Genomic DNA, 26,136 nt, shown 5'->3' with positions numbered 1-26,136 from the left:
ACCACCATCGCTAGCAAGCTAGCTCCTACAGTGGGGGGGTCAGGTCAAACCAGATGCAACGCCGTCAACAGCATGTCGATCGCCTTGATGCCCACGAACGGCACCAGGATCCCGCCCAGGCCGTAGATCAGCAGATTGCGTCGCAACAACGCCGCCGCACTCGCCGCCTGCACGCGCACACCGCGCAATGCCAGTGGAATCAGCACCACAATGATCAAGGCGTTGAACACGATCGCCGAGAGAATCGCGCTCTGCGGACTGCTCAGGTGCATCACGTTGAGCACGCCCAGTTGCGGGTAGATCGCGGCGAACAGCGCCGGCAGGATCGCGAAGTACTTGGCCACGTCGTTGGCGATGGAAAAGGTCGTCAGCGCGCCGCGGGTGACCAGCAATTCCTTGCCGATCTGCACCACGTCCAACAGCTTGGTCGGGTCGCTGTCGAGATCGACCATGTTCGCGGCTTCACGTGCCGCTTGCGTGCCGTCATTCATTGCCATGCCGACGTCCGCTTGAGCCAGCGCCGGGGCGTCGTTGGCGCCGTCGCCACACATCGCGACCAGGCGACCGTCGTTTTGCTCGTGACGAATGCGCGCCAGTTTTTTCTCCGGCGTGGCCTCGGCCAGCACGTCATCCACACCCGCTTCGGCGGCAATGGCAGCGGCGGTCAACGGGTTGTCGCCGGTGACCATGACGGTGCGGATCCCCAGCTTGCGCAGCTCGGCGAAACGCTCACGGATGCCGGGCTTGACCACGTCCTTGAGGTGGATCGCCCCCAGTAGTTTACCGTCGGCACACACCAGCAACGGGGTGCCGCCGCTTTGCGCGATCCTGTCGATTTCACGGGACAAGGGGGCAGCCAGATCAGCCCGCTTGAGGCCGACGAACGCCAGCAGCGAATCCACCGCGCCCTTGCGGTACACGCGCCCTTGATAGTCGACACCGGACAGGCGGGTTTCGGCACTGAACGGTACGGCTGTCAGCACCTCGGCGGACGGTTCCGGTTGCGGACGAGTGCCACGCAAGTACTCGACGATCGACTTGCCTTCAGCGGTGTCGTCGGCCAGCGAAGCCAGCAACGCGCCTTCGGCCAGTTCCCTGGCGGTTACGCCAGGCGCCGCATACACCGCCGAGCAACGACGGTTACCGAAGGTGATGGTACCGGTCTTGTCCAGCAGCAGGACGTGCACGTCCCCCGCCGCTTCCACTGCACGACCGGACTTTGCGATCACGTTCAGGCGCACCAGGCGATCCATCCCGGCGATACCGATGGCCGACAGCAAACCGCCGATGGTGGTCGGAATCAACGTGACCAACAGCGCCACCAGGAACACAAGCGGCAGGCTGCCATTGGCGAAGTGCGCGAACGGTTGCAGGGTCACGACCACCAGCAGGAAGATCAGGGTCAGGCCGATCAGCAGGATGTCGAGCGCCACTTCGTTCGGGGTTTTCTGGCGTTTGGCGCCTTCGACCAGGGCGATCATGCGGTCCAGGGTCGACTCGCCAGGGTTGGCGGTAATCTTCACCAGCAGCCAGTCGGACACCAGCCGTGTGTTGCCGGTGACAGCCGAGCGGTCGCCGCCGGACTCGCGGATCACAGGGGCCGATTCACCGGTAATCGCCGCTTCGTTGACCGCCGCGATGCCTTCGATCACCTCGCCGTCACCGGGGATCATCTCCCCCGCTTCGACGCGCACCACATCGCCTTTGCGCAGGCTGGTGGCCGGCACCACCTGGAACGTGCCGTTGCCGGTTTTGCGCCGGGCGCTCAAGCCCTCGCTGCCGGCCTTGAGGCTGTCGGCGCGGGCCTTGCCGCGACCTTCAGCCAAGGCTTCGGCGAAGTTGGCGAACAGCACGGTGAACCACAGCCACACCGCGATTTGCGCGGCGACGAAAGTCGGCACCGCCGTGTCGGGAATGAAGCACAACACCGTGGTCAGGATCGCGGTCAGTTCGACCACCAGCATCACCGGCGCACGCTGCAATTGCCGTGGGTCGAGCTTGACGAAGGCTTGCACCAGCGCCGGGCGCCACAGGGCCGAGATCGCGGTTTTCGGTTGCTCCGGTGCCTTGGCGGCGACCGGTTTGGTTGCGGGCATATTCATCATCAGCTCCTTAGAAGCCCATGCTCAGATGTTCAGCGATAGGGCCCAGCGCCAGGGTCGGCAGGAAGGTCAGGCCGCCCACCAGCAGAATGGTCACGGTCAACAGGGTCACGAACAGCGGGCCGTGGGTCGGGAAACTGTTCTGGCCAATCGGTGCGGCTTTCTTCATCGCCAGGCTACCGGCCAATGCCAGGACCGGGAGGATGTAGCCGAAACGACCGATCAACATGCCCAGGCCCAGCATCAGGTTGTGGAACGGGGTGTTGGCACCGAAGCCACCGAACGCGGAGCCGTTGTTGGCACTGGCCGAGGTGTAGGCATAGAGCAACTGACTGAAACCATGGGGCCCCGGGTTGCTGACGGCGGCCACCGGGCCAGGCAGGCTGGCGGCAATCGCGCCGAGCACCAGCACGCCGATCGGCATGACCATCAGGGTCACGACCAGCAATTGCACTTCTTTGGCTTGCAGTTTCTTGCCGAGGTATTCCGGTGTGCGCCCAATCATCAGGCCAGCGAGGAACACCGCGATCAGCACGTTGAGCAACATGCCGTAGAGCCCGGCGCCGACACCCCCGAAGATCACTTCGCCGACCATCATGTTGACCAGCGCCACCATGCCGCTCAGCGGGTTGAGGCTGTCGTGCATACCGTTGACCGAGCCGTTGGACGCGGCCGTGGTGGTCACCGACCACAGTACGGTGGCGGTGGTGCCGAAGCGCGCTTCCTTGCCTTCTAGCGGCGCGGTCTGTTCGACAGCGGCATTGTTCAACGAAGGGTTCGGCTGGTACTCGGCCCACAACGAAGTCGCACCGCCGATCAGGAACAATGCCAGCATGCAGGCAATGATCGCGCGGCTCTGACGCAAGTCCTTCACGTAATGGCCGAAGGTGAAGACCAGCGCGACGGGGATCAGAATGATCGAGGTCACTTCGAACAGGTTGCTCCACGCCGTCGGGTTCTCGAACGGATGCGCCGAGTTCACGCCGAAGAAACCACCGCCGTTGGTGCCCAGTTGCTTGATCGCAATCTGGCTGGCCGCCGGGCCGAGCGGGATCACTTGATCTACGCCCTGCATCGTCACCGCATTCACGTACTGCGCGAAGGTCTGCGGCACGCCCTGCCAGACCAGGTACAGCGCCAGCAGCAGGCACAGCGGCAGCAGGCCGTAGAGGGTGGCGCGGGTCATGTCGACCCAGAAGTTGCCAAGCGATGCGCTGGATTTGCGCCCAATGCCACGGCACAGCGCAACCAGTACCGCCAGGCCGGTGGCGGCGCTGACGAAGTTCTGAACGGTGAGGCCGACCATCTGGCTCAGGTAGCTCAGCGACGCTTCGCCGCTGTAGGCCTGCCAGTTGGTGTTGGTCATGAAACTGACGGCGGTGTTGAACGCCAGCGTCCACTCCTGGCCCGGCAGGTTTTGCGGGTTCAGCGGCAAGTGGTCCTGGAACAACAGGATCGCGAACAGCAGCAGGAAACCCGCGAGGTTGAAGGCGAGCAAGGCCAGCGTGTACTTCTGCCAGCTCTGTTCGGCCTGCGGATCGACACCGGCCAGACGATAGCAACCGCGTTCGACCGGGCCGAGAACCGGCGTCAGCCAGGTGCGCTGCCCTTCCATCACCTTGTAGTAGAAACGTCCGAGAAACGGCGCCGGGACCAATACCACCGCGAAGAACGCGAGGATCAGCCAATAGTCATAACTGTACATGGCCGCTCCTAGTTCCGGTCCGCGCGCAACAGCGCAACCAACAGATAAATGAACAGCCCCACTGCCAACAGCAGTGACACCCCATCCAGAACGCTCATGGAAGTTCTCCTTGTAACGGCGTATTGCCGCGTGTAGATCCATTGTCGGGAAGGAGGCTGTAAAGGAACGAGACCGAGGGCGCGCGCGGGGCATAAAGAAAGCGTAAAGAGTGGGTTTACGCGGGGGTTACGGCGTGCGGCACGGAAAAAGCCGGGTGTGACGTACGTAACGGGCTAAATTGTGCGCGAGAGTAGTGAGTGACAGCTGCAACTCATGGATAATCGAGCCTGATCGGCGCGACGCAACCCTATGGGGGTCAGGAACTCTTGCACCTCCCCGCTCGCGCCTGCAAGCTACCGCCATTCGCATTACTGAAAAAGGCTGGCCCAACGTGCGTATCCTTATTACCGGCGGAGCCGGTTTCATAGGCTCGGCCCTTGTTCGCGAGCTGATCCAACACACCGGGCATGAAGTGCTCAACCTGGACAAACTGACGTATGCCGGCAATCTCGAATCGCTGACCAGCATCGCCACCGACACTCGCTACGAGTTCGTTCAGGCCGATATCGTTGACCAGGCGACCGTCAGCGCCGTGCTGGCGCGTTTCCAGCCGCACGCGATCATGCACCTGGCAGCGGAGTCCCACGTCGATCGCTCCATCGACGGGCCATCGGAATTCATCCAGACCAACATCGTCGGCACCTACAGCCTGCTCGAAGCCGCCCGCGGCTATTGGCAAACCCTGGCGGAACCCGAGAGAAGCGCCTTCCGCTTTCATCACATTTCCACCGACGAGGTCTACGGCGACCTGCACGGTGTCGACGATCTGTTTACGGAAACGACGCCCTACGCGCCGAGCTCGCCCTACTCCGCCAGCAAGGCAGCGTCCGACCATTTGGTCCGCGCCTGGCAACGAACCTATGGCCTGCCGGTGCTGCTGACCAATTGCTCGAACAATTACGGGCCGTTCCACTTCCCCGAGAAACTGATTCCGCTGGTCATCCTCAATGCCCTGGCCGGCAAGCCCCTGCCGGTGTATGGCAACGGCCTGCAAGTGCGCGACTGGCTGTTCGTCGAGGATCACGCCCGGGCGCTGCTCAAGGTAGTGACCACCGGCACCGTCGGCGAGACCTACAACATCGGCGGGCACAACGAACAAAAGAACATCGACGTGGTGCGCGGCATCTGCGCCCTGCTTGAAGAACTGGCACCGCACAAGCCGCAAGGCGTTGCGCATTACACCGACCTGATCACATTCGTCCAGGACCGTCCCGGCCATGACCTGCGCTACGCAATCGACGCCGGCAAGATTGAACGCGAACTGGGCTGGGTACCTGAAGAGACTTTTGAAACAGGCCTGCGCAAGACCGTCCAGTGGTACCTGGACAACATGGAGTGGTGCCGCCGAGTCCAGGACGGCAGCTATCAAGGTGAACGCCTTGGCGCCATCAACCCCAAGGAGCTGCTCGCATGATGAAAGGTATCGTTTTGGCGGGTGGCTCGGGCACGCGCCTGCACCCGATTACGCTCGGCGTGTCGAAACAGCTGTTGCCGGTCTACGACAAGCCCATGATCTACTATCCGATCTCGGTGCTGATGCTGGCCGGCATCAAGGATATCCTGCTGATTTCCACCCCGCAGGACCTGCCGCAGTATCGCAATCTGCTGGGTGACGGCAGCCAGTTCGGGGTGAACTTCAGTTTTGCCGAACAGCCTTCACCGGACGGTCTGGCCCAGGCTTTCCTGATTGGCGAAGCGTTCATCGGCGATGACCCCGTGTGCCTGATCCTGGGCGACAACATCTTCCACGGTCAGCACTTTGGCGAGCAACTGCAGAGCGCGGCAAAACGCTCCTCCGGCGCCACCGTGTTCGGTTACTGGGTCAAGGACCCCGAGCGCTTCGGCGTGATCGATTTCGACAGCGACGGCCGTGCGCTGTCCATCGAAGAGAAACCGAAAAAACCGAAATCCAGCTATGCCGTCACCGGCCTGTATTTCTACGACAACGATGTGATCGAGATCGCCAAGGCGGTGAAACCTTCGCCTCGCGGCGAGCTGGAAATCACGGACGTCAACAATGCCTATCTGCAGCGTGGCGACCTGCAGGTCGAGCGATTTGGTCGCGGTTTCGCCTGGCTCGACACCGGCACCCACGACAGCTTGCTCGAAGCCTCTCAATACGTGCAAACCATCGAACACCGCCAAGGGCTCAAAGTCGCCTGTCTCGAAGAGATCGCCTATGAAAATGGCTGGATCGACCGCGAACAGCTGCTCGAGCGCGCCCGTTACTTCGGCAAGACCGGGTATGGCCAGTACCTCGCCAAACTGGCCGGGGAAGAGCAATGAAATGCTGTGATCCCGCTTCGCCCTGTATCAAGACCGGACTGTTCCAGTGAAAGTACTCATCAATGGCCGGCACGGTCAGGTTTCACATGAATTGCAGCGGCGACTGCGGGCTGTCGGCGAACTGATCGTATTGGGTCGCGATCAGCTCGATCTCGCGCAGCCCGATCAGGTTCGCCGTCAGGTGCAGAACATCCGGCCTGACCTGATCATCAACGCCGCGGCCCATACGGCGGTTGACCTGGCAGAAAGCGAGCCGCAAGCAGCCTTCGCCATCAACGCCGTAGCTCCCGGCGTCCTTGCCGAAGAAGCGTTGGCGCTCGACATTCCGTTGATCCATTACTCCACGGACTATGTGTTCGACGGGATGAAAGCCGGGCCTTACACCGAGGACGACACACCCAATCCGCTCGGGGTGTACGGCAAGAGCAAACTGGCCGGTGAGCAGGCCATCCGGGACGTGCAAGGCAAACACCTGATCCTGCGTACCAGCTGGGTCTATTCAACCCATGGGCGTAACTTTCTGCTGACGATGCAACGTCTGCTGCAAGAGAAACCGGAGTTGCGTGTCGTCGCCGATCAAATCGGAGCGCCGACCTGGGCCGGCACCATCGCCAACAGCACCCTTGCCCTGATTGAACGCTGGCAGGCGAACGAAGTGGCTGACTGGGGCACTTATCACCTGAGCGCTCAAGGCGAGACCTCCTGGTTTGGTTTCGCCCAGGCGATCGGCGAAGCGCTGCGACAACAGGGCAAGCCCTGCGCCACGCTGATTGCGATCCCGTCCAGCGATTACCCCACACCCGCCGCCCGGCCGCTCAACTCGCGCCTCGATTGCAGTCGCCTGCAGCGCGACTGGGGCGTCAGCCAGCCCGACTGGCAAACGGCGCTGCGCGAATGCCTGACTGAACAACCCTGAGCATCAACCGGTCCCCGGACCGGTGTCGGGTAGCGGGCATGCGGGCTCGCTCGCGAAAGCGGCACTGGCCGCAACGGCGCCCCTGACTGACGCACAAAGTTCGCGCATTCAGTAGCGAACATCCCCGATACGACAGCTTTCCCGCTATTACGACGTACCACCGCAAAATGGCACGTCCGCTGCAAAGCCCTCCCCTGAGCTTTCCAAACCACTCAGGGAGCAATCACATGAACACACAACTAAAACCCACACTGGGCACATTGCATCTGTGGGGCATTGCGGTCGGGCTGGTGATTTCCGGGGAGTATTTTGGCTGGAGCTATGGCTGGGGCGTGGCCGGGACGTTGGGCTTCCTGGTGACCTCGTTCATGGTCGCCACCATGTACACCTGTTTCATCTTCAGTTTCACCGAGCTGACCACCGCCATTCCTCACGCTGGCGGCCCCTTTGCCTACAGCCGTCGCGCCTTTGGCGAAAAAGGTGGATTGATCGCCGGACTGGCGACCTTGATCGAATTCGTCTTCGCACCACCGGCGATTGCCCTGGCCATCGGCGCCTACCTCAATGTGCAGTTTCCAGCCCTGGACCCGAAACACGCGGCAGTCGGTGCCTACATCGTGTTCATGGGCCTCAACATCCTTGGCGTGAAACTGGCGGCGACCTTCGAACTGGTGGTCTGTGTGTTGGCGGTCGCTGAACTGCTGGTGTTCATGGGCGTGGTCGCTCCGGCCTTCAGCTTCAGCAACTTCGCGCTCAATGGCTGGGCCGGCTCCGACGTGTTCGGTGCTCCGGCGATTGCCGGGATGTTCGCGGCAATCCCATTTGCCATCTGGTTCTTCCTCGCCATCGAAGGCGCGGCCATGGCCGCCGAAGAAGCCAAGGACCCGAAACGCACGATTCCCAAGGCCTACATCAGCGGTATTCTGACCCTGGTGCTGCTGGCGATGGGCGTGATGTTCTTCGCCGGTGGCGTCGGCGACTGGCGCACCCTGTCGAACATCAACGACCCGCTGCCGCAGGCGATGAAAACCGTGGTAGGCGAAAGCTCGGGCTGGCTGCACATGCTGGTGTGGATCGGCCTGTTCGGCCTGGTGGCGAGCTTCCACGGGATCATCCTTGGCTACTCGCGGCAGTTCTTTGCCCTCGCCCGGGCCGGTTACCTGCCGGCATCCCTGGCCAGGTTGTCGCGCTTTCAAACCCCGCACCGGGCGATCATCGCCGGCGGCGTGATCGGCATCGCAGCCATCTACAGCGACGGCCTGATCAACCTCGGCGGCATGACGCTGACCGCCGCGATGATCACCATGGCCGTGTTCGGCGCCATCGTGATGTACATCATGAGCATGCTCAGCCTGTTCAAACTGCGTAAAACCGAGCCAAACCTGGAGCGCACCTTCCGCGCCCCCTGCTACCCGCTGGTGCCGTTCATTGCATTGATGCTGGCGGTGGTGTGCCTGGTGGCAATGGCCTGGTTCAACACCTTGATCGGTCTTATCTTCCTGGGCTTCATGGCGGCGGGTTTCGTCTACTTCATGCTCACCGCGCAGTTGCGCGCCGACGCACCGGCGGATGCGATGCTGACCGGACATTGAATGCGTTCGGGTGAACCTTGAACAACAGGCATAGAATGGGGTGATAGCGATGGAACTGCGATGATCCCCCATCACTCGAAATGCTATGCACGATCGGTTGGCGAATCCTCGCCCGCCTGCTTCTCAAGGAGAGTCCTATGCCCTGGTATGCCTGGTTGATTCTGGTCGTTGCCATCGGCTCGATCGTTGGTGGTCTGATGATGCTGCGTGACACCGCCAACAAGGTCGAACTGACTGAAGAGCAACGTAAGCGTGTCGCCGAACGCAATGCGGAAATGGACGCCAAGGAAGCGCAGGACCGCTGAATGAAAACCCCGCCTGCAACGGCGGGGTTTATTTTTACGTGGAATCTCCCGAAATCACGCCGCTTTGTACCCATATCGAAGCATCTGCATGCTTTTTAGAAGTAGAAGTACAGTCACCATGCAATTTTCATTGGTTAATATGGACCGCATTGATGCGGAGATATCAGATGCGTTACTCGCAGGACCATAAAGCCCAGACCCACCAACGCATTATCAAGGAAGCTTCAGCGCGATTCCGACGCGACGGCATCGGCGCGACCGGGCTGCAACCCCTGATGAAAGCACTTGGCTTGACCCACGGTGGCTTTTACTCGCACTTCAAGTCCAAGGACGAACTGGTAGAAAAAGCCCTGCAAGAGGCTGGCGTACAAGTCGATGAGTTGTGCGCGCAAATCTTCGCCGAGGAACACCCGCTCGAAGCATTCATCGACACCTACCTGTCCGAATGGCATCAAACCTCACCTCACGAGGGTTGTCCGTTGCTGACCATCTCTTCGGAACTGGGGCTGCGTGGCCAACCGAGTCCAACCAGCGACGCCGTGCTCCAGGCGCGACTCGATCAGATCCGGCACACCCTTGACGGCGAGCACAGCGCCGAGCGCAGCATCGTCATCATGTCCACGCTGGTCGGCGCCCTGCTGTTATCGCGCAGTGTTGCAGACGCCGAGTTTGCCCAACGGATTCTCGACGTCGCACGTGAACACCTCAAACGCTCCGCCCAGGACTAACCCTGCCAACGCTTGAACAACACGCTGGCATTGACCCCGCCAAATCCGAAGCCGTTGGACAACGCGTATTCGATGGCCATCGGCCGCGCACTACCATGAACGATGTCCACGCCTTCAGCGGCAGGGTCCGGATTCTCGAAATTGAGGGTCGCCGGCACGACCTGGTCGCGAATCGCCAGCAGCGTAAAGATCGCTTCGAGTCCGCCCGCTGCACCGAGCAAATGCCCGGTCGCCGACTTGGTCGATGTCACGGCAATGCCGTTTTGCGCACCGAACAACGCCTTGATCGCCGCCAACTCACCCAGATCACCCACCGGAGTCGAGGTGGCATGCGCATTTAAATGCTGGACCTGAGCCGGAGAAACACCGGCCTGTGCCAATGCCAACGACATCGCTCGCCGCGCCCCACTGCCATCCTCGGGGCCGGCGGTCAGGTGATAGGCATCGGCGCTGGTACCGTAGCCGACCAGCTCCGCCAGCGGCTGGGCGCCCCGGGCCAGCGCATGGTCCAGAGACTCGATGACCAGAAGCCCGGCCCCTTCCCCCATGACAAAGCCATCCCGCCCGCTGTCGAAAGGTCGTGAAGCGCGCTCGGGTGTTTCGTTGTAGCCGCTGGACAGGGCACGAGCAGCCGCGAACCCGGCAAGGCTGACCCGATCGATCGCCGCCTCCGCACCGCCGCACACCGCGATATCCGCTTCACCCGCACGAATCAGCCGCGCCGCGTCGCCAATCGCCTGAACCCCGGCAGCGCATGCCGTGACCGGCGCGCCTAGTGGCCCCTTGAAACCATGCTGGATCGACACATGACCGGCCGCGAGGTTGACCAGGAATGAAGGAATGGTGAATGGCGACAAACGTCTCGGCCCACGGCTATCGGTGGTGCGCACCGCGTCGGCAATCGCGCCGAAACCACCCACTCCGGAACCGATGATGGTCGCCGTGCGCTCCTGGGCATTGGCGTCCAGCGCTTGCCAGCCGGCTTGCTCCAGTGCCTGACGCGCGGCTTCCATGGCGAACAGAATGAAGCGGTCCATCTTCTTCTGTTCCTTGGGCGGGGTTGCCCGGTCCGGATCGAAACCCGCCAGCGGATCATCTGCCAGCGTCGGCACCGCACCGCCTACCTTGGCCGGCAGGTCGGCAACCACCTCATCCGGCAGATTGCGCAGCCCGGAACGCCCGGCCAGCAAGCGCTCCCAGACCACTTCGACACCGCTGCCCAACGGCGACACCAGGCCCATGCCCGTTACAACCACACGACGATCTTTCATACCGCACACACCTCAAGCCGGTTGATGGCGCTTACCGATAACGGGAAGCGGCCTTGCTTTTGGAAAGGTTAGGCGCCATCACATGACGCGCCGCCACGAACGCCTCCCAATCCGCCGCATCGGGCAAAGAAGGAATGGTGACCAATTCACCCTGATCCAGGCCCGACAACGCCGCATCGACCATCTCCCCCGCCTCCATCACCATGTCTGCTGGTATCTGTGACGCATCGATGCCAGAGCGCTCCCAGATCTCGGTGCGTGTCACACCGGGCAGCACCGCCTGGAGCTTCACCCCGGTGCCGTCCAGCTCGGCGTTCAACGATTGAGTCAGGCTCAATACATAAGCCTTGCTGGCGCTGTACGTCGCATTGAAGCGCTCGGGAAACAATGCCACCACCGAAGCAATATTGATGATCGTGCCGCGCCCGGCCTTGGTAAAACCTGCTGCGGCCGCCGCGGCCAATCGCGTGACAGCGGTGATATTCAACTGGATCATGCGCTCCAACTGATCGAGATCGGCATTGGCCAATAATCCGTCCGCCGCCACACCGGCGTTATTGAGCAACAGGCTGATGCTCGAGTCGCTGCGTAATCGCTGTTCGAGTTGCAGCACGTCTGCTTTCTGGGTCAGATCCGCCTTCAGCACTTCGACCTTGATCCCATGCTCCGAGCGCAGCTTGCTTGCCGCTGCCTGCAGTCGCTGCTCGTCGCGAGCCACCAGCAACAAATCAAAACCGCGGGCTGCCAACCGCTCAGCGTAAACCGCCCCGATACCGGAAGATGCGCCAGTGACGAGAGCCGTACCTTGGGACTGAACTGAATTCATGACATTGCTCCTGAAGGATGCTGAATGACGCCTGACGCCAAAGCACTTCGGCGCAAGCAGTTTATATTATAGTCATAATCCAAACTCAATATGATAGCCGTAATTTTTTCCCCCGAGAAACACTCGGCTCTCGTCGGTGGCCCGGGCAAAATCAGAGTAGACCCTTAATGAACATGAAAGCGCGTCAAACCCATGTGATGGAATGAACGGTATTGCGTGACTTCCGACCAATGGTGGAGGGAATGAAACACGTGCTTTCAACGGCACCGAAGCGCAGGATCACACGCGTCGAATCAGTCTTTAATCCGCCTTGCGTTGGTAACTGCGAGCGTTTCTCACCCTTGCTGTTTGGTATCAAATGCAGGAAAATCCAAAAAAATTTAACCAGATGTAAATTTTCCAACCTGGATGACGATAATTTTCCGGAAACACTGTGGAGCGTCTGTCCAAATTTTTCAGAGCGTGTAATGAACATTCCAGTAAATACAATTGATACCCCTCGACACGACGTTGCTGAAGTAAAGGAGCTGATTGGTAGCATCTGGAGCCAACGGCCGATTGTTTTACTGTTTACTGCACTGACTGTTACCGCCGCCATTGCTTATGCCTTATTGGCAACTCCGGAATATGAAGTCGAAACAACTCTTCGACCTGTTCCAATGGCAGACCTGGACGAGTTGAATGAAGCCGGACTTTACAGAATCCAGCCAAATGAAGCGCTGAACAACATCGGCTCTTCCATGCAGTCTTATGATGTCCGCCTGAAGTTCTTCCAGACCAACCCACAGTTCCTTGCACCATTGCAGGCACCAGGGCAATCCATTGAAGAGGCTTTTGAGAAGTTCAACGAAAAAGCATTTTCGCTTGAAAAAATCGACCCTAGAAAGAGCTCCAGCCTTACCGAAGCCGTTGGTCTTAGTCTCAGATACCCTCAGGGTGTAGATGGTGTAGGCATCTTGAAAGGTTTTACCGACTTCGTCGTCAAAGCCGAAAAAGAAAAAGTCGCTGCAAACCTGAAAACACTGATTGCCAACCGCATCGAGAATGTAGAAAAGAAACTGGAGTCAAAAAAATCCGTCTATGAGGCGGAAAAAGACTCCAAGATCGCGCACCTGCTGGAAAAAGATCAATTAAAGAAACAAGTACTTCAAGACGAACTCAAAGCACTGCGTCAACAACTGCAAAGCCGTCGCCAGAACCGCATCAAAGAGCTTGATGAAGCCATCGTCATCGCCAAGAAACTCGGCATCGTAAAACCCACCACGCCTTCGGCGCTGGGAGATGGAGAGCAGGCACATCAGGGCAACATGATCCGCACTGAAGTCAACAATCAGAAAATACCGCTGTATTTCCTGGGACAGGCGGCACTGGAAGCGGAACGCGCCACCCTGGTAACTCGTAATTCCGATGACTTCACCGAGCCGCGCATCGATGAAATTCAAAAAGAACTCAGCCTGCTGGCCACCAACCGCGAAGCGGCACTGCTCAAAGAACGCAATCATCCTGAGCTGTTTCTCAAGGAGTTCGCGGATATCCGCGGAGAGTTGACTCACTTGAAACAACTGGATGTAAACTTCGATCAGTTCAACCTGGTTCAAGTTGATAAAGATGCCACACCACCTCTAGGGCCGATTAAACCGAAGAAAGCCCTGATCGTTGGATTTGGCCTGGTCTTCGGACTCATCCTCGGCGTCGGTGTCGCGATTCTTCGTCGCGCCCTGTTTTCACTGCAGGCATCTCGTCGCTAATTGTCAAGCGCTGCGCTTGCTCTGCAAGCGCAGCCGACTTGGTTAACGGACGACAACTTATTCGCGCAGTGCCACTGATGAAGTGATCGCCTGATCATTCCCGCTCAACCAGACATTAACGTTCTCGACACTTTCTTCCGACAACTTTCCGGCCCAACGATTCAGGATGAACAAGTTGGTTATAAAGTCGTATTGAGTCTTGAGCAGATCGCGACGTGCCTTGAATTCGTTCTGCACGGCGGTCAATACATCCACAGCATTGACCACGCCGTAAGTAAATGCCTTTTCTGCTGCAATGCGCGACTGCTCGGCCGAGGCCAGTGCATTGCGATTGGCATGAATCTTTTCCACACTTGAGTCTGCAGTCAAATACGCGTTGGTCGTTTCCTTGACCACCTGACGGCGCGTCGCTACCAACTGCTGCTCTGCGGTGAGCTGATCCTGATACAACTGCCTTACCCGCGCGGACGTAGTGCCACCGCTATAAATCGGAATCTGTACTCCCACACCCGCGACATAGCTGTCGGTCTTCGGCGCCAACGAATTGTTGTACCCCTCGTTGGTCTGCTGTGCACTCAGGTTCAGATTGACCGTTGGATAGTGCCCGCCCTTACCGGAGCGCAGGGCAGCCTCGGCAGCGTCCTGAGCATTTTCACTGGCCTTGATCGCCGGATTGTCGGCGATCGCCAGGTTTACCCAGCTTTCCAGGCTTTCGGCGGATACCCTCAACTCGACATCATTGCGGACACGACTGAGCTTCTCTTTGACCGGTCGTCCGATAATTTCCGACAACGCAACACGGCTAAGGCTGACCTGGTTCCGCGCATCGACTTCCTGGGCCGCCAGCGAATCGACTCGCGCCTGCAGATCCAGCAAATCGGTAACCATCGCCAGCTGCTTGCTGTAAAGCGCACTCACCCGGTCGAGGTTTTTCTGGGTAGCCCTGCGTTCGGCCTGCACCAGCTCAAGCTCATCATCGGCAGCCAGTGCTGCGAAATAACGCTGCGCAAGGTCCACGGTTGCCTCGGCCTGAGCCTCCTTTGACTCGGAGTCCGCCTGCTTTGCCAGGCTTTTATAGCGCTGGTAGTTTTCCCAGGCAGCCTTGTTGTACAACGGCTGGGTCAAGCCCACCGAATAGTTACGACTGTTGTAGGCCTCGTCGACTTGAAGATTGGTCTGCTTGATCCGGTTGTAACCGGCGTTAGCGGTTACCGAGGGCAACAGGCTACCGAATGCCTGGTTCTGCTCTTCGAGCCCGGATTGAGCCTTGGAGTAGGAAGCGATCACCCGCGGGTCTTCCAGGCGTGACTCACGGTACAGCTGCATCAAGTCAACCGAGTAGTTCTGCTTGCTGACCGAAGCCGTTGGCGGTGTCGCGACGGGCGCTTCGACAGCGTGAACAGGCACTGCCATCGAGCCCAACACCAGGCAGGGAAACAGGCGCACGATCACTCCTCGATCATCGACTGGGCAATAACGTTACGTGCCGGCTGCAACAAGTACTGCAGCATGGTGCGCTCTCCGGTGTTGATCAATACGTCTGCCGGCATGCCCGCCAACAGCTTGCGATCACCCAGTTTGCGCGCCCCTTCGCCCGTCACACTGATCCGTGCCAGGTAATACGGCGCACTGGTTTTTTCGTTGATCAGGCGGTCGCCGGATACGCTCGTCACTCGACCTTCGATGACAGGTGTCGTCGCCGTGTTGAAGGCATTGAAGCGAATGTCCGCCAACTTGCCGACAGCGATTCGATCGATGTCATTGGGCGAGACCTGCGCCTCGACCACCAGATCGGAAACCGATGGAACGATATCCAGCAAGGGCGTCGCCGGGCGCACAACGCCACCGATGGTGTGAACCGTCATGCCGATCACCATCCCGTCATCCGGAGCGCGGATAACCACCCTGCTCAGCCGATCCTCCAGCGCCGAGGCTTTTTCCTGCAAGTCGTAGGCCTTGGTCTGGGTCTCTGCCAACTGTTTGGTAACGTCGGCGTTGAAGTCCTTGTCGATCTGCAGGATCTGCAACTGGGTTTCGTTGATCTGCAACCGGGTCTTGATGTTTGTCGAGCGGTGGTCCGCCACTTCGGACTTGAGCAAGTCCAACTTGCGCGCCTGTTCCAGCATCCGCTGTTTATCGACAAACCCCTGGGCCAGCAATTCTTTCAGTTCGGCAATTTCGCCGCTGTAGGACTCTTGCAAGTTGGTCTTGGTACCGATCATGGTGTCGGTTCCCTTGATTTGCTGGTTCAGCTGACCAATACGTTCCTGCAGGACAGAGATCTGTCCAAGTCGCGAGCTACGCCTTGCGTTGAACACCTGAGTCTCGCCGTAACGCGCCTCGGCACTTCGCTGATTATCGGAAATGAGGTCCTTCGGGAATGCGATCGCCGGCAGGTCATCGCGCTCGGCGAGCAGGCGCGCCTCCATTGTCCTGGCAGCAATCAACTGACTGCGGGTCATTTCATACTCGGAGCGCAGTTGAGCGTCATCGAGCACGATGATCGGGTCGCCTTTTTTCACGACATCGCCATCATGGGCAAGCAGGTCCTTGACGATCCCGCCCTCCAGATGCTGCACCGTCTTGCGATACGTTTGCACGGTAACGACGCCCGGCGCGTAAGCCGCGCCGTCAAGCGGAGCAAACGTCGCCCATCCGCCAAACAGGCCGAACGTCACGAATACAATGAGAAATCCTTTACGGCGTACGGATCCGTCGGACATGGGCAGATCTGCGAAAGTATCGGCAGGAGTGGTGAGCGTGCGGTTCATCGATAACTTCCTGTCAACCTTCGGTCGAAGCGACTTCTGTACCTGCCCGTGCGGCGGGCTTTTGCTGGGCGGGCAACTGTTGTGCATTGAGTTGCGCGAGGACCTGATCCCGCGGACCGTACAAACTGATCGTGCCGGCGTTCATCACCAGCAAGCGGTCGAGCTGGGCCAGAATCGAGGTCCGGTGGGCGATCACGAAAACCGTTGCCCCGGTGAGTTTTATCTGTTGCAACGCCAACGCCAGCGCGCGCTCGCCGACTTCGTCGAGGTGAGCGTTTGGCTCATCCAGCACGATAAGCCGTGGGCTGCCATAGATTGCGCGGGCCAACCCGATGCGTTGCCGCTGCCCGCCCGACAGATTGATGCCCCCCTCGCCGATGACCGTGTCGTAGCCATCGGGCAGCATCAGAATCATTTCATGGACACTTGCGGTCCTGGCCGCCAGCACCACCTTGTCCGGATCCACGACACCAAAACGCGCGATGTTGTCGCTGATAGTGCCTTCGAACAATTCAATGTCTTGCGGCAGATACCCGAGGTGTGGTCCCAATTGGCCTTTGTCCCAATTGGCGATATCGGCAGTATCCAGACGGACGACGCCATGCTGCGGCTTCCACACGCCCACCAAGGCCTTGGCAAGCGTCGACTTGCCCGAGGCGCTTGGGCCGACGACACCGATCATTGCACCGGCCGGTGCGTTGAAACCGATGCCTTTGATGATCGGGGTCTTGGCACCGGGAGCCCCCAGGGTGAGGTTCTCGACCGTCACATGACCGATCGGAGCGGGCAATTGCATACGCTCGGGTTCGGCACTTTGCTGGTCGAGAATACTGTTCAGACGCGCGTACTGTGAACGGGCCGCGATGAACCCCTTCCAACTGCCGATCATCAAGTCCAGAGGGGCCAGCGCTCGGCCCAACAGCACGGAACCTGCAATCACCAGCCCGGGGTTGATCTCATGGCTGACCGCCAGATAAGCGCCAAGCCCCAGAATCAGTGATTGAACAAGCAGGCGAAATGTTTTTGATATCGAGGTGATGATCCCGCTGCGGTCACTGGCTCGGGATTGCAACAGCAGCACTTTCTTGTGGCGCAGACTCCAGCGCGACATGAGGGAGTCAAGCATGCCCATGGATTCGATCACTTCGGCATTGCGCAAATTCTTGTTGGTTTGCAGCGTCGAACCAATGCTCTCTTTATTGGCCGCTGCCAGAACCTTGCCCGTGGATTGCTCATTGATACTGGCCAGCGCCAGCAAGATCACCGCACAACCGATCGCCGTCCAGCCAAACCAGGGATGAAACAGGAACAGCACCGCGACATAGATCGGCAGCCACGGCGCATCAAAAAACGCGAACAGGCCATTCCCGGACATGAATTGACGCAGCCCGGTCAGGTCGCTGAGCGGTTGGGCCGACGCGTCCTGGCCACCGCTGTCCAGTGCCCGCTTGAAACTGGCCCGGTAGACATCCCGGCCGAGCAGGACGTCGAGCCTGGTGCTGACACGCACCATGATTCGCGAGCGTACCCACTCCAGCAGCCCCATCGTCACCAGCAGGAAGGTCAGAATAATGGTCAACATGGCCAGCGTCGTCAGGCTGCCGCCCGTGACTACCCGTCCGTAGACCTGAAGCATGTAGAAGGTCGGGACCAACATCAGTGCATTGATGAACAGGCTGAAAAAACCCACCGATATGAAACTGCTCCTGCAGGCCCTCAGGGCTACCTGCAAGCTGTTTTCGGGCGTACTGCGCATCATCTCGGAACTGACAACCTAGTGTGTTGATCGGGGATTGCGGGGCGCGCGAGTGTATCACCTGAGCAACGTTTGCAGAATGAAATCGCCACTATCCTGGCTTGGTGATGCAGTCGACGAGCAGCGCTGGTCGTGACTCTCTGAGGTGTCATAATTCCGCTATAGTCAGTATGGGTTATTTAACATAGCGGCCAAATGACTGTAATATATGTGAAATTATTGGCCTGCAACGCCGTTTACAGAGCGATTCGGGTACAGGGAGCGGCCACCCAATCATTGCGGAGTCAGTTTTGACCAATTATTTTGCTTTACTCGCCAATATCGTCCGACAAGAAGCGGCTGCAACGGGCATGCTGATCCAGGATGTGGCGCGTGAACTGCTGTCCAACAATACAACTCACTCGGATGGCGCCTGGTGGGCAGTCCACGGCAATGACCCTTTTTATTCCGCCGAGCAAATTTATAAAACCGTCACAGGCGACCCGACTGCGGAACGCGCAGAACTTCTGTGCGGCAACATAGTTAACGTATTCAGCGGTCTCTGCGCGGAGCTTGGCCTGCAAAAACGCACCATCTGGACGTACGCAGACTCCCAGGGATACTTCCAGGGACATACGTACATTGAAGTTTTCAATACCACAACCAACAAGTGGGAAATCCAGGACGCGGACTATAACGTCTATTACACCGACGTTCGCACGGGCGAGCGTGTCGGTGTCAAAGACATGATGAACGCAGACGATATTGAAAACTTCATTCCTCATAATTCCAGTGTATCCGGATGGTCAGAGACAGGCGCAGAAGGCTTGCGCCTGGCCAATCTCTATGCAGCGCAAGTTATCACTTCAGAGCATAAGCTCTATACCAGTAGCGACAGTCTGAGCGACACCTTGCTGGACAGCATTGCCAACTCCCTTAGTGGAGTTTTTGACTATACGGTAGTAACCGCTCCGGGCGATCCAACCGTCACGCACTTTACCGATAGCAACGCAACCACCGAAAACTCACGAGCCACTATAACAGGGACCGCGGGCGCGGACTTTATTTCCTATGACGGCAGTTCGATCAGCCCGGTGTTTGCCAATCTGATCGGAGGCGGGGGTAATGACACGCTCGCTCTGCATTTTTCCGCTGGTCAACTCTATGGCAACGCAGGCAATGACGTCCTGATTGGCGGAATGCGGGCGGATCTCCTGGTCGGCGGTACAGGTGATGACTACATGTCCGGCGGAGCCGGTGCAGACCAGTATGCGTTTTCCAAGGGCGACGGCTTCAACGATATCGTCGACAGTTTCGGTGTAGGAGCAGATCAACTCGTTTTCCTCGGCGTCAGCGGTGCCGGCGGTACAGGCCGCACACAAATTTCGCAAAGTGATTTCAACTTGAGGGTCGATCAGACAGTAACCGAGGACGGCGTCTATCTTCGTTATGACATCGATGGCGATGTACGTTTCGATGGAGGGATGTTGCTCGAAGGCCGTACGACCCTGCTCACCGCCAGCGACGCTATTTTTATGTTCAACGCTGACCCGCTCAAAGACTTCAAAACCGTGGCTGCCACTGGCAATGGCGGTTACGGGTACGCCGATCAAATCTTCGGCGGCAGCTCGGCAGACAAGATCCTCTACACCGGCACCTCAGGCGCCATACTGGCTGGCAGTGTCACCGGCTTGAACAGCGGCAACGACGTCATCCAGTCTCGTTCGGATGCAAATTGCTCGCTGAACGGTCACGATGGCAACGACGTATTGATCGGAGGTAACGGAAGCGACTTCATCGTCGGCGGTACCGGTAACGACCTGTTGATCGGCGGAAACGGGCACGACTTCTTCACATTCACCGCGGGTTCGGGCTCAGACACCATCCAGGACTTCAAACAAGGTGAAGACACCCTGTATATCTACGGCTGGACGGCTTCGACCAAGGCCGTTACGCAAACGCTGCAAGACAACGGGCTGCTTGTGACTTTCGACACCGCCGGCGATGGCGCTCACGGTGGCAATATCACGCTACTGGGCCAGACGACCTTGCTGAACAATACCGACATGTTGTTTGCCTGAGTTCGGGCGTTAGTTTCTCCAAAGAAAAAGGCCGATCAATGATCGGCCTTTTTCGTTTCTACAACACCTCAGTTCACTTCGATCCTGTCGCGGTTGCGGTCAAGAATCGCTTTGCCGATGCCCGTCACTTCCAGCAACTCGTCAACGGATGCAAACGCACCGTTACTATCACGATAAGCAACAATCGCTTTGGCCTTGGCCTCGCCCACTCCAGCCAGCTCGCGTTGCAGCGTAGGTGCATCAGCACTATTGAGATCGACCTTGCCGAGTGGTGCCGTGGCGGCCACATCCTGCACCAGAGGCGCTTTCATCACCTCCGGCGGGTTAGCAGGCGCGGCGATTGCCGTAAGGGAGGCGCTGGCGAGAAGGGCAAAAACCAGAGAGTGGAAACTGCTTGTACGCATTAGTGAAGCTCCATGCCGTCGTTTGAGAAAGCAGCTTTTCCGAAGCTGCTCTCCAAACTTAGGCCATGACATTCAGCTGTCAAAAATGTGTACGTTACCGGATATGAAACAATCAGGGTTCGAGGCGGCGCTGCTGATAAATCCAGTCGACAATCTCACCGTCCGGGGTATAGCCGCTGACAGTGTCGCGCAGCAACTGGCGGACGCGTGCATAGTCGTCCTGGTCCACGGCAGCCAGCAACTCGGTCAACTTGACCTTCAGCACATCCCAGGACAGATGATCCTCGTTGGCCGTCATGATCATCGGGTGTTGGGTGGCCGCCACGTTGTCTCCAATCAGCAGCTCTTCGTACAGCTTCTCGCCCGGACGCAGCCCGGTGAACTCGATGGCGATGTCACCGTGCAAGTTCTTTTCCGAGCGCACGCTCAGGCCGGAAAGATGGATCATCTTCTCGGCCAGCTCGACGATCCTCACAGGCTCACCCATATCGAGTACGAACACATCACCACCCTGCCCCATGGAGCCCGCCTGGATCACCAACTGCGCAGCTTCAGGGATGGTCATGAAGTACCGAGTGATCTTCGGATGCGTGACAGTCAGCGGACCACCCGACTTGATCTGCTTGTGAAACAACGGAATGACCGAACCCGACGATCCCAGGACATTACCGAACCGCACCATCGTGAAGCGCGTCTTGTTCACACGCGAAACATTGCTCGTATCGCCGAACAATACCGGAGCCAACTCACGACTCAACGCCTGCAACGTCAACTCGGCAAGACGCTTGGTGCTGCCCATGACATTGGTAGGTCGCACAGCTTTGTCCGTCGAAATCAGGACGAAGTTGGCCACTCCCGCCTGGAGTGCGGCCTGGGCCGTATTGAGCGTGCCGATCACATTATTGAGCACACCTTCGGCAATGTTGTGTTCGACCATGGGCACATGCTTGTAGGCCGCGGCGTGATACACCGTGTCTACTCGCCAGGTTTTCATGACATCCAGCAACTTGTCCGGGTTACGAACCGACCCGAGAATCGGCAGGAGACGGATGGACAGCGACTCTCGGGCGACCCGCTGTTCCAGCTCCGACAAGATGGAGTAAAGATTGAACTCACTGTGTTCAAACAACAGAAGCGTTGTCGGGCGCAGCGCCAGAATCTGCCGGCAAAGCTCGGAGCCAATGGAACCACCAGCGCCCGTGACCAACACCGACTGCCCCGTGATGCAATGTTCGAGCAAGTCAGCCTGAGCCGGGACTGCGTCCCGTCCGAGCAGGTCGGCAATGTCTACTTCCTGGATATCGTCGACCTTGACCCGGCCACTGGCGAGGTCCATGAATCCCGGGACACTTCGAACGTGCAGCGGAAAGCCTTCCAGAAACCCGAGAATCTCGCGGCGACGTCCACGGTTGGACGAAGGAATGGCGAGCAGGATTTCCTGGGCGCCAGTGTTGTCGATCATTTGCTGGATATTTTCAGGCTGAAACACCTGCAACCCGGAGATCACCCTGTCGGCGATGCCACTATCGTCATCGATAAAGGCCACGGGCCGCATGACACGCCCCATCCGCAGCGCGGCAACGAGTTGATTACCCGCTGCCCCCGCGCCGTAGATAGCAACTTTCGGCAGTCCATCATCCCGGTTTGTAAACGGAACGTGCTGAGTCGCACTGAACCAGTCGCCCATAAAATACTGACGCATGACCAGGCGAAGGCCGCCGATCATGATCAGGCTCAACCACCAATAGTTGAAAATGATCGAGCGAGGAACGACGTTTTGATGATTACTGTACCAATACACCACAACGCCAAGTATCAAGGATGAAAGTGTTACGGCCTTGATAATGGCAATGAGCGCGTCATTGCCAAAATAACGCATGACGGCACGGTACATGCCAAAGCGGACGAAAAGAGGAATGGCGATGACAGGTGCACTGACAAAAAGCCAGACATGCTCAGTGAACGGGTTGATCAACTCGTCCACCCCCAGACGCACGACAAACGCCATCCACAGGGCAAACCAGACCAAGGAAGTATCAGTCATAACCTGCAGAATGCGTTTATGTCGTCTTGGCAGACTTAACAACTTTGCCCGAATCTTATCCATAACCCCTCTTAACACCTCTCGAAGCTCCTAGCATTGATACAGCAACTACAGCTTTCGGTAACTCGCTTGCCGACAAAGCAATGCTCAAGACCCAATGCATCAATCACGCCTTGCCGACGATTTCCAACTCGCCTGCGTGAAACTTGAACGCCAGCAACACCAAAGGCACGTAGGCCAGGATCAATCCTGTCACGCCATCGACATATTGCATGACGACCAATATAGCCACTGGCACTAACCACAACAAATTGATCGCTGCGATTGCCAGCGTGACCGACCGATGGCTGCGATATTTTCGTGAAGCGTACTGGTAGCCATGGCTGCGATGAGCCTCATAAACCTTGTCACCGCGCAACAGCCGACGAATGAGGGTAAAGGTGGCATCCACAATGAAGACGCCCAACAAAATGAGCCAGGCCCAGAGAAACAGAGAATTGGTCCAGGCCGCGTGAAGCGACATCACCGCCAGTACGATGCCCAGGAAACCACTGCCGGCATCCCCCATGAAAATTTTCGCTGGCGGAAAATTCCAGGCAAGGAAACCCGATACGGCCATCGCCAGTACAAGCGGAGCAATGGCGAGACTGGTGTTGCCCGCAACCCAGTAGACCAGGCAAGCACCGACACAGGCGCAAATCGCCTCGACGCTGGCCAGGCCGTCAATGCCATCCATGAAGTTGTACAGGTTGAGCATCCAGACCAGATAGAACGCCCCGATGACATAGCCGAACCAGCCGAGACTGAACTCGTGACCGAACAGATTGATCGGCGCCATTCCCCCAATCCAGCACAATGCCCAGATGGCACCACTGAAATGCGCAAGCAGGCGCCAACGCGCGGCAATATGCCCATGGTCATCGAGAAAACCAACGATCGCGATCCAGCCGCCGGCCCCCAGCAGAGCCAACGCCAACGGCCATGCGACGGCATCTGTCCAGGCCAGGACAGGCAGTGCAATCAGAAAACTCAAGACGATAGCCACACCACCACCCCGAGGGGTCGGGACCGAATGTGAACTACGCGCGTTAGGAACATCTATCAAGCTGCGTGCCAATGCGTATTTGCGCAATGCACCGGTGCCCAAGAATGAAACACCCACCACCAACGCCAACAACCATATTGTGTTCAAAGGTCAACTTCCTGAAACAGCCAAAACCGGTTCTGCAAGGAACCGGCACTGTCATAAGCCAGCTTGGCGCTGGCTTTCCTTGTAGTGATTGGCAGTCGACGCAAGCGCCTCATCGACGCTGATCGGAGGAATCCAGCCCAGCAATTCTCGAGTCTTGCTTATATCGACCTGCAGCGTCGACGACGCTCAGGATTTCGACCAGACAGTACGATTGATGTAGTCGGTGTAACTCAACACGACCCGAACTACCTGCTTCGACACAGGACCTGCCTGGTAATCCCTCACGACCGGGATAACGCGCTGGCTGCGATCATGCTGGCTGGTGACCACACGTACGGCATCCAGCACGCCTTCCACTTTCAGGCCACTCATGATGAGAGTGCCTTCATCCATCCCTTCCGGACGCTCGTGCGCATTACGAATGGTAATGGCAGGCAAATTCAGAAGAGAGGCTTCCTCGGTGATGGTGCCGCTGTCGGACAGCACGCAGAACGCCGACATCTGCAACTTGATGTAGTCGAGCAGACCGAATGGCTTCGAGAAACGAATCAATGGGTGATCGAGGGATTCACCAATCGCTTCCAGGCGCTTGCGGGTGCGAGGGTGCGTGGAAACGATAATCGGATACTGGTACTTGTCCGCCAGGGCGCGCAGCGTTTTGAGCAAGTCGCGAAGGTTTTCCGGCGTATCGACGTTTTCTTCACGGTGAGCGCTGACGATGAAGAACTTGTCCTGCTCCAGGCCTTCTCGTGCCAGCACGTCGGAAGTGAGGATTTTCGGCATGTAATAGTCGAGCACCTCCTCCATGTGCGACCCGGTCTTGATGATGGTTTCAGGACGAATGCCTTCGGCGATCAGGTAGCGGCGGGCATGCTCAGTCAGGACCATGTTGATATCGCTCAGGTGATCGAGCACCTTGCGATTGAGCTCTTCAGGGACACGCTGGTCAAAGCAGCGGTTACCGGCTTCCATATGGAACACAGGAATCTTGCGGCGCTTGGCGGCAATGACGGCCAGGCAGGTGTTGGTATCGCCGTAGAGCAGAAGCGCATCAGGCTTCTCGGCCTCGAATACTTCATCCGCCTTGGAAATCACTTCGGCGATGGTCTTGGCTGCGGTATCGCCTGCAGCACCCAGGAAGTAATCAGGCTTGCGAATTTCAAGGTCATCGAAAAAAACCTGATTCAATTCGAAGTCGTAGTTTTGACCCGAGTGAACCAACACATGATTAACCTGCTTATCAAGCTCGGCAATGACGCGGCTCATCTTGATAAGTTCTGGTCGCGTACCGACCAGCGTCATGACCTTAAGCATCAAGCTGCTCCTGAATGTATTCCAGATTCAACAGAACTTTCTTCACGCCTTCCACATCCAGACGCTCGGTATTGTGCGAGGTGTAATCGTCCAGATCGGAAATTTCCTTCTCGCCTTCAACAAAGAACTTCTTGTAGTTCAGGTCACGATTGTCCGATGGAATGCGGTAGTAACGCCCCATGTCTTCGGCTTTGGCCATTTCTTCGCGAGAGATCAGCGACTCGTAAAGTTTTTCGCCATGACGGGTGCCAATGACCCTGACGTCATTGTCGCGAGCAAAGAGTTCCTTGAGCGCTTGCGCCAGGTCCTCAACGGTCGAGGCAGGTGCTTTCTGGACGAAAATATCACCTTGCTCGGCGTGTTCGAACGCGTGCAGAACCAGGTCGACGGAATCCTCGAGCGACATCAAAAAGCGTGTCATGTTCGGGTCGGTGACGGTCAGCGGCTCGCCACTTTGCAACTGCTTGATGAACAACGGGATAACCGAACCGCGCGACGCCATGACATTGCCGTAGCGGGTTGCGCAGATCACCGGGCCTTTAGCCGGGATCATCCGCGACTTGGCAACCATCAGCTTCTCGGCCATGGCCTTGGAAATACCCATGGCATTAATCGGATAGACAGCCTTGTCGGTACTCAGTACAACGACACGCTGCACACCCGAAGCAATGGCCGCATTCAAAACGTTTTCGGTACCCATGACGTTGGTACGCACGGCTTCCATCGGGTAAAACTCGCAGGAAGGTACCTGCTTCAGGGCCGCGGCGTGGAAAATGTAATCCACACCCACCATGGCCTGATCAAGGCTGTCGCGGTCACGTACGTCACCGATGTAGAACTTCACTTTGTCATTGGACAAAGCAATGCGCATGTCTTCCTGCTTCTTCTCGTCACGGCTGAATACGCGAATCTCTTTTACGTCGGTATCCAGAAAACGCTTCAACACCGTATGGCCAAACGAGCCCGTACCGCCCGTGATCATCAAAACCTTATTATCAAACATATCTACCACCTTCC

General features: G+C 58.1%; 21 protein-coding genes. 8 read left to right on the top strand and 13 right to left on the bottom strand.

Annotated features, from left to right (window positions below):
• Positions 1–44: 44 nt before the first annotated feature.
• Genes kdpB through kdpF form a run of 3 tightly spaced genes read right to left on the bottom strand, consistent with a single transcriptional unit; the run spans position 45 to position 3,905 of the window.
• On the bottom strand, positions 45–2,102 hold the full coding sequence (gene kdpB, locus EI969_RS03900; protein WP_160386019.1) for a potassium-transporting ATPase subunit KdpB: 2,058 nt from the start codon (positions 2,100–2,102) through the stop codon (positions 45–47).
• A gap of 10 nt (positions 2,103–2,112) precedes the next feature.
• On the bottom strand, positions 2,113–3,807 hold the full coding sequence (gene kdpA / locus EI969_RS03895; RefSeq protein WP_160386018.1) for a potassium-transporting ATPase subunit KdpA: 1,695 nt from the start codon (positions 3,805–3,807) through the stop codon (positions 2,113–2,115).
• An 8-nt stretch (positions 3,808–3,815) separates the two neighbouring features.
• The gene (gene kdpF, locus EI969_RS03890) at positions 3,816–3,905 is read right to left on the bottom strand and encodes a K(+)-transporting ATPase subunit F (RefSeq protein WP_007899818.1); all 90 of its coding nucleotides are present in this window, start codon (positions 3,903–3,905) and stop codon (positions 3,816–3,818) included.
• 332 nt (positions 3,906–4,237) lie between these two features.
• Between kdpF and rfbB the strand changes: the two genes are divergently transcribed.
• The 6 genes from rfbB (at position 4,238) to EI969_RS03860 (ending at position 9,733) form a co-directional block, all read left to right on the top strand.
• Positions 4,238–5,320: a dTDP-glucose 4,6-dehydratase gene (gene rfbB / locus EI969_RS03885; RefSeq protein WP_160386017.1), complete on the top strand. Its 1,083-nt coding sequence runs from the start codon at positions 4,238–4,240 to the stop codon at positions 5,318–5,320.
• A complete protein-coding gene (gene rfbA, locus EI969_RS03880) occupies positions 5,317–6,192 on the top strand; it encodes a glucose-1-phosphate thymidylyltransferase RfbA (protein ID WP_150717567.1) in 876 nt (291 codons plus the stop codon). The genes rfbB and rfbA overlap by 4 nt, the downstream gene beginning before the upstream one ends.
• Before the next feature lie 46 nt (positions 6,193–6,238).
• Positions 6,239–7,108 (top strand): dTDP-4-dehydrorhamnose reductase, encoded by an 870-nt coding sequence (gene rfbD / locus EI969_RS03875; RefSeq protein ID WP_160386016.1) that lies wholly within the window; start codon positions 6,239–6,241, stop codon positions 7,106–7,108.
• A gap of 227 nt (positions 7,109–7,335) precedes the next feature.
• Entirely contained in the window at positions 7,336–8,700 is a 1,365-nt protein-coding gene (eat, locus tag EI969_RS03870) for an ethanolamine permease (protein ID WP_160386015.1), read from the top strand.
• Positions 8,701–8,837: 137 nt separating this feature from the next.
• Positions 8,838–9,005 (top strand): DUF2897 family protein, encoded by a 168-nt coding sequence (locus tag EI969_RS03865; protein WP_079246726.1) that lies wholly within the window; start codon positions 8,838–8,840, stop codon positions 9,003–9,005.
• Positions 9,006–9,172: 167 nt separating this feature from the next.
• Entirely contained in the window at positions 9,173–9,733 is a 561-nt protein-coding gene (locus tag EI969_RS03860; protein WP_160386014.1) for a TetR/AcrR family transcriptional regulator, read from the top strand.
• Here the strand turns inward: EI969_RS03860 and fabF are convergent.
• Both fabF and EI969_RS03850 read right to left on the bottom strand, forming a co-directional pair.
• Complete coding sequence (fabF, locus tag EI969_RS03855) at positions 9,730–11,004, bottom strand: beta-ketoacyl-ACP synthase II (protein WP_160386013.1); 1,275 nt, start codon at positions 11,002–11,004, stop codon at positions 9,730–9,732. The two genes, EI969_RS03860 and fabF, sit on opposite strands and share 4 nt — an antisense overlap.
• A 31-nt stretch (positions 11,005–11,035) precedes the next feature.
• Positions 11,036–11,830: an SDR family oxidoreductase gene (locus tag EI969_RS03850; RefSeq protein ID WP_160386012.1), complete on the bottom strand. Its 795-nt coding sequence runs from the start codon at positions 11,828–11,830 to the stop codon at positions 11,036–11,038.
• A gap of 242 nt (positions 11,831–12,072) precedes the next feature.
• Here EI969_RS03850 and EI969_RS03845 point away from each other — a divergent pair, with 242 nt between their 5' ends.
• On the top strand, positions 12,073–13,578 hold the full coding sequence (locus tag EI969_RS03845) for a Wzz/FepE/Etk N-terminal domain-containing protein (protein ID WP_256678221.1): 1,506 nt from the start codon (positions 12,073–12,075) through the stop codon (positions 13,576–13,578).
• Positions 13,579–13,635: 57 nt separating this feature from the next.
• On the opposite strand, the gene EI969_RS03840 is transcribed toward EI969_RS03845, so the two are convergent.
• From EI969_RS03840 to EI969_RS03830, 3 genes are read right to left on the bottom strand one after another with little or no spacing between them, the layout of a single operon-like run.
• Positions 13,636–14,991 (bottom strand): TolC family outer membrane protein, encoded by a 1,356-nt coding sequence (locus EI969_RS03840; protein WP_160386033.1) that lies wholly within the window; start codon positions 14,989–14,991, stop codon positions 13,636–13,638.
• A gap of 35 nt (positions 14,992–15,026) precedes the next feature.
• Complete coding sequence (locus EI969_RS03835) at positions 15,027–16,349, bottom strand: HlyD family type I secretion periplasmic adaptor subunit (RefSeq protein WP_160386011.1); 1,323 nt, start codon at positions 16,347–16,349, stop codon at positions 15,027–15,029.
• 13 nt (positions 16,350–16,362) lie between these two features.
• The gene (locus tag EI969_RS03830) at positions 16,363–18,105 is read right to left on the bottom strand and encodes a type I secretion system permease/ATPase (RefSeq protein WP_160386010.1); all 1,743 of its coding nucleotides are present in this window, start codon (positions 18,103–18,105) and stop codon (positions 16,363–16,365) included.
• A 290-nt stretch (positions 18,106–18,395) separates the two neighbouring features.
• On the opposite strand from EI969_RS03830, the gene EI969_RS03825 reads away from it, so the two are divergent.
• Positions 18,396–20,165, top strand: a complete 1,770-nt coding sequence (locus tag EI969_RS03825) for a calcium-binding protein (RefSeq protein ID WP_160386009.1) — start codon at positions 18,396–18,398, stop codon at positions 20,163–20,165.
• 68 nt (positions 20,166–20,233) lie between these two features.
• Here the strand turns inward: EI969_RS03825 and EI969_RS03820 are convergent, their stop codons facing one another.
• The 5 genes from EI969_RS03820 to EI969_RS03800 all read right to left on the bottom strand — a co-directional run bounded on the left by EI969_RS03820 (position 20,234) and on the right by EI969_RS03800 (position 26,122).
• On the bottom strand, positions 20,234–20,569 hold the full coding sequence (locus EI969_RS03820) for a helix-hairpin-helix domain-containing protein (RefSeq protein WP_160386008.1): 336 nt from the start codon (positions 20,567–20,569) through the stop codon (positions 20,234–20,236).
• 112 nt (positions 20,570–20,681) lie between these two features.
• Positions 20,682–22,676 carry a nucleoside-diphosphate sugar epimerase/dehydratase gene (locus EI969_RS03815; protein WP_160386007.1) on the bottom strand — a complete coding sequence of 665 codons (1,995 nt, stop codon included), beginning with the start codon at positions 22,674–22,676 and terminating at the stop codon, positions 20,682–20,684.
• Positions 22,677–22,779: 103 nt separating this feature from the next.
• The gene (locus EI969_RS03810) at positions 22,780–23,805 is read right to left on the bottom strand and encodes a glycosyltransferase family 4 protein (RefSeq protein ID WP_160386006.1); all 1,026 of its coding nucleotides are present in this window, start codon (positions 23,803–23,805) and stop codon (positions 22,780–22,782) included.
• A gap of 186 nt (positions 23,806–23,991) precedes the next feature.
• Positions 23,992–25,119, bottom strand: coding sequence for a non-hydrolyzing UDP-N-acetylglucosamine 2-epimerase (gene wecB, locus EI969_RS03805; RefSeq protein WP_160386005.1), 1,128 nt, complete (start codon positions 25,117–25,119; stop codon positions 23,992–23,994).
• Entirely contained in the window at positions 25,112–26,122 is a 1,011-nt protein-coding gene (locus EI969_RS03800) for a polysaccharide biosynthesis protein (protein ID WP_160386004.1), read from the bottom strand. The genes wecB and EI969_RS03800 overlap by 8 nt, the downstream gene beginning before the upstream one ends.
• Positions 26,123–26,136: the final 14 nt, after the last annotated feature.

The organism is Pseudomonas sp. PB101, assembly GCF_009764265.1.
Taxonomy (GTDB): domain Bacteria; phylum Pseudomonadota; class Gammaproteobacteria; order Pseudomonadales; family Pseudomonadaceae; genus Aquipseudomonas.
Note: the sequence above shows the minus strand (reverse complement) of the source record. Positions and strands in the feature narration are given on the sequence as shown.